Source organism: Kineococcus vitellinus, from assembly GCF_009906315.1.
Classification (GTDB): Bacteria; Actinomycetota; Actinomycetes; order Actinomycetales; family Kineococcaceae; genus Kineococcus; species Kineococcus vitellinus.
Genome location: NZ_JAAALL010000294.1, coordinates 1 through 5370, shown reverse-complemented (window position 1 = coordinate 5370; position 5370 = coordinate 1). Strand labels below are relative to the sequence as shown.

7 protein-coding genes are annotated in these 5370 nt (G+C 77.2%); 6 read left to right on the top strand and 1 reads right to left on the bottom strand.

What is annotated here, in order from left to right; all coding sequences use genetic code 11:
• Positions 1 to 48: 48 nt before the first annotated feature.
• Positions 49 to 1062, bottom strand: coding sequence for a 2,3,4,5-tetrahydropyridine-2,6-dicarboxylate N-succinyltransferase (gene dapD / locus GTQ99_RS19285; protein ID WP_166617334.1), 1014 nt, complete (start codon positions 1060 to 1062; stop codon positions 49 to 51).
• 105 nt (positions 1063 to 1167) lie between these two features.
• Between dapD and dapE the strand changes: the two genes are divergently transcribed.
• The 6 genes from dapE (at position 1168) to GTQ99_RS19255 (ending at position 5316) form a co-directional block, all read left to right on the top strand.
• Entirely contained in the window at positions 1168 to 2310 is a 1143-nt protein-coding gene (gene dapE / locus GTQ99_RS19280) for a succinyl-diaminopimelate desuccinylase (RefSeq protein WP_420814590.1), read from the top strand.
• On the top strand, positions 2307 to 2972 hold the full coding sequence (locus GTQ99_RS19275) for a TIGR00730 family Rossman fold protein (RefSeq protein WP_166617332.1): 666 nt from the start codon (positions 2307 to 2309) through the stop codon (positions 2970 to 2972). Before dapE ends, GTQ99_RS19275 begins: the two co-directional genes overlap by 4 nt.
• Positions 2969 to 3250 carry a DivIVA domain-containing protein gene (locus tag GTQ99_RS19270; RefSeq protein WP_166617331.1) on the top strand — a complete coding sequence of 94 codons (282 nt, stop codon included), beginning with the start codon at positions 2969 to 2971 and terminating at the stop codon, positions 3248 to 3250. The genes GTQ99_RS19275 and GTQ99_RS19270 overlap by 4 nt, the downstream gene beginning before the upstream one ends.
• Positions 3251 to 3257: 7 nt before the next feature.
• On the top strand, positions 3258 to 3731 hold the full coding sequence (locus tag GTQ99_RS19265) for an SRPBCC family protein (RefSeq protein WP_166617330.1): 474 nt from the start codon (positions 3258 to 3260) through the stop codon (positions 3729 to 3731).
• Positions 3728 to 5011 carry a hypothetical protein gene (locus GTQ99_RS19260; protein WP_166617329.1) on the top strand — a complete coding sequence of 428 codons (1284 nt, stop codon included), beginning with the start codon at positions 3728 to 3730 and terminating at the stop codon, positions 5009 to 5011. Before GTQ99_RS19265 ends, GTQ99_RS19260 begins: the two co-directional genes overlap by 4 nt.
• Before the next feature lie 137 nt (positions 5012 to 5148).
• On the top strand, positions 5149 to 5316 hold the full coding sequence (locus tag GTQ99_RS19255) for a DUF3117 domain-containing protein (protein WP_166617328.1): 168 nt from the start codon (positions 5149 to 5151) through the stop codon (positions 5314 to 5316).
• Positions 5317 to 5370 lie beyond the last annotated feature (54 nt).

Sequence of the window (5370 nt, the reverse complement as noted above, 5' to 3'; positions counted from 1 at the left end):
GAGCGGGGCGGGGGGCGGCGGGACGCGGCGTCCGGGTCGTCGGCACCGTCAGTTCGCGTGCAGGGCGGGGTTGAGGGCCACGCTCACGCCCTTGCGCGGCAGCGCCTCCACCGAGCCGGTGACGGAGTTGCGGCGGAACAGCAGCCCGGTCGAGCCCGACAGCGTGCGCGCCGCGACGGTCCGCGGTGCGCTGCCGTCCTCGCCGACCAGCGCGACCTTCGTGCCGGCCGTGATGTAGGTGCCGGCCTCGACGACGCAGTCGTCGCCCAGGCTGATGCCGGTGCCGGAGTTGGCCCCCAGCAGGCAGCGCTCCCCGATGCGCACGACCTCCTTGCCGCCGCCGGAGAGCGTGCCCATGATCGACGCGCCGCCGCCGACGTCGGAGCCGTCGCCCACGACGACGCCCGCGGAGATGCGGCCCTCGACCATGGACGTGCCCAGCGTGCCGGCGTTGTAGTTGACGAACCCCTCGTGCATGACCGTCGTCCCCGGCGCCAGGTGCGCGCCCAGCCGCACCCGGTCCGCGTCGGCGATGCGCACGCCCGAGGGCGTCACGTAGTCGGTCATCCGGGGGAACTTGTCGATGCCGAGGACGGTGACCGGGCCGGCGTTGGCGCGCAGCGCGAGCCGGACGCGCTCGAAGTCGGCGACGGCGCAGGGGCCGTGGTTGGTCCACACCACGTTGGAGAGCACCCCGAAGATCCCCGTCAGGTCCAGCCCGTGCGGGGCGACGAGGCGGTGCGAGAGCAGGTGCAGGCGCAGGTACGCGTCGGCGGTGTCGGCCGGCGGGGCGTCCAGGTCGATCTGCGTGGTGACCACGCGCTGGCGCACCCGGCGGTGCGGGTCGGAGTCCTCCAGCGAGGCCAGCTCCGCCGGCACGCCGTAGGCGCTGGCCTCCCCGGAGGTGGCCGCGCCCAGCGCGGGGAAGGGGTACCAGACGTCGAGCACCGCGCCGTCCTCGGCGATCGTCGCGAGGCCGTGCCCCCACGCGCGGCGGGCCCCCTGCCCGCCGGTGCCGCTCGTCCCCGCGCCGCTCGTCCCCGTGCTGGTGTGCTCGCTCACCCGCCCGACCCTATCCGGGCGCCGGCCGCCGGCGACCACCTCGCCCACCGGCACCCCGCCCACCTGCCGCGGACCGCCGACCGCGTCCCCACCGGCGTCGTTAGGGTGCCTGTCGTGACCGCTGCCGCCACCGCCCTCGACCTCGCCGACCCCGGTGTCGACGTCGTCGAGCTGACCCGCCGGGTCTGCGACATCCCCTCCGTCTCCGGCGAGGAGACCGCCCTCGCGGACGCCGTGGAGGCCGCGCTGCGCGCCCTGCCCGGCCTGGAGGTCTCCCGCGACGGCGACGCCGTCGTGGCCCGCACGGCGCACGGGCGCGCCGAGCGGGTGCTGCTGGCCGGGCACCTGGACACCGTGCCGCTCACCGACCCCCCGAACCTGCCGGTGCGCCGCGAGCAGCACCCGGTCGACGGCGACGTCCTCGTCGGCCGCGGCACCTGCGACATGAAGGGCGGCGTGGCCGTCCAGCTCGCGCTGGCCGCCCGGCTCGCGGCGGCCGGCGCGGCCCCCGCCCGGGACGTGACGTTCGTCTTCTACGACCACGAGGAGGTCGAGGCGGCCAGGAACGGCCTGGGCCGGCTGGCCCGCAACGCCCCGCACCTGCTCGCGGCCGACTTCGCCGTCCTGCTCGAGCCGTCCTCGGCCGTCGTCGAGGGCGGCTGCAACGGCACGCTGCGCGCGGAGGTCACCACGACCGGGAAGGCCGCGCACTCGGCCCGGCCCTGGCGCGGGCGCAACGCCATCCACGACGCGGCCCCGGTGCTGGCCCGGCTCGCCGCCCACGTGCCGCGCGAGGTCGACGTGGAGGGGCTGGTCTTCCGCGAGGCCCTCAACGCCGTGCTGGTCTCCGGCGGGGTCGCCGGCAACGTCATCCCCGACCGGTGCACGGTCACCGTCAACTACCGCTACGCGCCCTCGCTGGACGCCGCCGGCGCCGAGGCGCACGTGCGGGAGGTCTTCGAGGGCTTCGACGTGCGCGTCACCGACGCCGCCGACGGCGCCCGGCCCGGGCTGCACCTGCCCGCGGCCGCCGACTTCGTGCGCCGCACCGGCACCGAGCCGCGGCCCAAGTACGGCTGGACCGACGTGGCCCGCTTCTCCGCCCTCGGCGTGCCCGCGGTCAACTACGGCCCCGGCGACAACGCCACCGCGCACGCCGACGACGAGCGCTGCCGCACGGCCGAGGTCGAGCAGTGCCTGCAGGTGCTCTCGGGATGGCTGTTGGAGCGGGCGGAGGACCTGGCGTGAGCACGATCTGCCTGTACGGCAGCGCCTCCGGCGGCATCGACCCGACCCACGTCGAGCTGGCCACCACCGTGGGGCGCCTCATCGGCGAGCGCGGGCACGACCTCGTCTACGGCGGCGGCGGCACCTCGGTGATGGGCGCGGCCGAGGCCGCCGCCCGCGCCGCGGGAGCGCGCACCACCGGCGTCATGCCCCGGGCGCTCATGGAGCTGGAGCTGCCGCCCGCGGGCCTGGGCGAGCTCGTCGTCACCGACGACATGCGCCGGCGCAAGGCGGAGATGGACGCGCGCGCCGACGCCTTCATCGTGCTGCCCGGCGGGCTGGGCACGCTGGAGGAGCTCTTCGAGATCTGGGTGGCGCGCACCATCGGCCTGCACACCAAGCCGCTGGCGGTGCTGGACAGCGGGGGCCACTACGCCGGGCTGCGCAGCTGGCTGGAGGGCCTGGTCGCGCGCGGGTTCGCGCGGCCCATGGTCTTCGAGACCATCCACTGGACCGACGACCCCGTCGACGCCCTCGACCACCTCGAGCAGGCGCCGCGCGATCGGGTGAGCCTGCCCAGCTCCGAGATCGTCGGGACCTTCGTGGACTTCCCCGCCCCCGACGGCGAGGATCGTGCGGCGCCGGGCGACCCGCAGCGGCCCGCGGGAGGAGGGGCCTCGTGACGCTCGTGCTGCTGCTGCTCGTCCTGCTCGCCGTCGGCGCGGTTGCCGCGGTGGCGACCGGGCGCATCGGCGGCGGCATGGCGCCCGCCACCTCCACCCGGCCCTTCCGCGGGCTGCCCGAGGGGCCCGTGCGGGCCGCCGACGTCGACGCCGTCCGCTTCTCCCTGGGCCTGCGCGGCTACCGCATGGACGAGGTCGACGCCGTCCTGGACCGGCTGCGCGAGGAGATCCGCGAACGCGACGAGGAGCTCGCCGCCTGGCGCAGCGCCGAGGACTGAGGACGCCATGAGCATCGACTTCACCGCCCGCGCCGAGCTCACCGGCGACGTCCGGCACGTCTTCGCCGTCCTCACCGACTGGCCGCGGCAGAGCCCCTGGGTGCCCGCGACCGTCGTCGAGCGCCTGCCCGGACCCGTCGGCGGGCCCGGCGAGCGCTTCGCGGCGGTCTCCCGGCTGGGGCCCTGGCGCCTGGACGACCGCATGGAGGTCCTCTCCTGGCAGGCGCCCGCGGACGCCGGCGGCACCGGGCGGGTGCACGTGGTCAAGACCGGCCCCGTGCTCGGCGGCAGCGTGCGCATCCTCGTCGCGGCCGCCGGCGGCGGCCGGGTGCGGGTGGAGTGGAGCGAGCAGGTCGTCGTGCACCCGCGCGCCCTGGCCGTCCTCGCCGCGCTGGGCTCCCCGGTGGCCGCGCTGGGCGGGCGGCTGGGCTTCGAGGCCGTGCTGCGCCGCGGCCGGCGGGAGCTGGAAGGCGGCCGGTGAGCGCACCGGGCGCCCCCGGCGCCCCGGGCGCGACCCGCGCCGCCGTCCCCGCGGTGGCAGCCGCCCGCCCGCCGCTGCTGCTGCGCGCCCGGCTGCGCTGGCTGCGCACCCCGGTGGGCTGGCGCGTGCTGGCCGTCTACCTGCTCGCCCGGCTGTTCTCCGCGGCCGTGCTCGCCGAGGTCGCCCGCTTCCAGCCCGAGAGCGACTGGACCCCGGCGGGGGCCGGCTACGGCGACATGCTCGGGCTGTGGGACGCCACCTGGTACCGGCGCATCGCCGAGGAGGGCTACCCGGACGCCGTGCCGCTGGGCGAGGACGGCGCCCCGCAGCAGTCGGCGCTCGCCTTCTACCCGCTGGCCCCGCTGCTGACCCGCCCGCTGCTGTGGGCCGGGGTGCCCTTCGGCTGGGCCGGCGCCCTCGTCTCCCTGGTGGCCGGGGCCGCGGCGGCCGTGGGGGTGCGCGCCCTGGTGCACCGCGCGGTGCGCGCCCACCGCAGCGAGGCGGTCGCCCGCCGCAGCGCCTGGAGCGCCGCCGTGCTCTTCTGCGTCAGCCCGCCCTCGCTGGTCTTCCAGGTCCCCTACACCGAGGGCCCCGCCCTCGCCCTGCTGGTGGCCTTCCTCGCCCTGCTGCAGCGGCGGCGCTACCTGCCCGCGGCGCTGGTGGCGCTGCTGCTCGGGCTGACCCGTCCCGTCGCGGTGCCGCTGTCGGTGGTCGTCGTCGTGCACCTCGCGCTGCGCGCCCGGGCCGGGCGGCGGGCCGGCGCGCAGCTGAGCGGCCGCGAGGCGCTGCGCGGCCTGGCGCTGCTGGGCGCCAGCGGTGCCGCCGGGCTGCTGTGGCCGCTGGCGACCTGGCTGATGACCGGCCGCCGCGACGCCTACACGGCCACGATGGGGGCCTGGCGCTCCAGCGGCGAGGTCGTGTGGCTGCGGCCGTGGTGGGGGATCTCCCAGTACGTGCTCGGGACGGTCGCCGGGCCGGTGCTGCTCCTCCTGGCCGTCGCGGGCTTCGCCGGCTGGCTGCTCTCGCGGCGGGCGGCGGCGCTGGGCGCGGAGCTGCGGACCTGGTGCCTGGCCTACGTCGGCTACCTGCTGCTGGTCCTGGACCCCTTCACGAGCCTGTTCCGCTACCTGGTCTTCCTCTTCCCGCTCGGCGCCCTGGTGGCGGTGCGCCCGCGCAGCGCCGCGGTGCTGCGGGCGTGGGTGGTGTGCTCGCTGGCCCTGCAGGTCGTCTGGACCGCCTGGCTGTGGCGCTTCTCCCCGCCCGCCGACTGGCCGCCGTGAGGCCGCGGTGAAGATCCACGGCGTGCCCCCGTGCTCGTGCGGGGCCGCGGTTGGGGGATGATGGAGACCCACACGTCGCCCGCGGCACCCGGCCGCGGACACGGCGCGCGCACGATTCGACGAGAGGAAGCACGCCGATGGCGGCCATGAAGCCGAGGACCGGGGACGGTCCGCTGGAGGTCACCAAGGAAGGGCGCGGCATCGTCCTTCGCATGCCGCTGGAGGGTGGGGGGCGTCTCGTCGTCGAGATGACCCCCGACGAGGCGAGCGCTCTCGGAGAGGCCATCACCTCGGTCGTGGGCTGAGCGGCAGACGTCGGGGCGGGCACCGAGCGGTGCCCGCCCCGCGCCGTCCCCGCC

Excerpts from the sequence above, each read along its gene's own strand:
- GTQ99_RS19265 (WP_166617330.1), top strand. The coding sequence starts at position 3,258 with ATGAGCATCGACTTCACCGCCCGCGCCGAGCTCACCGGCGACGTCCGG.
- GTQ99_RS19255 (WP_166617328.1), top strand. The coding sequence starts at position 5,149 with ATGGCGGCCATGAAGCCGAGGACCGGGGACGGTCCGCTGGAGGTCACC.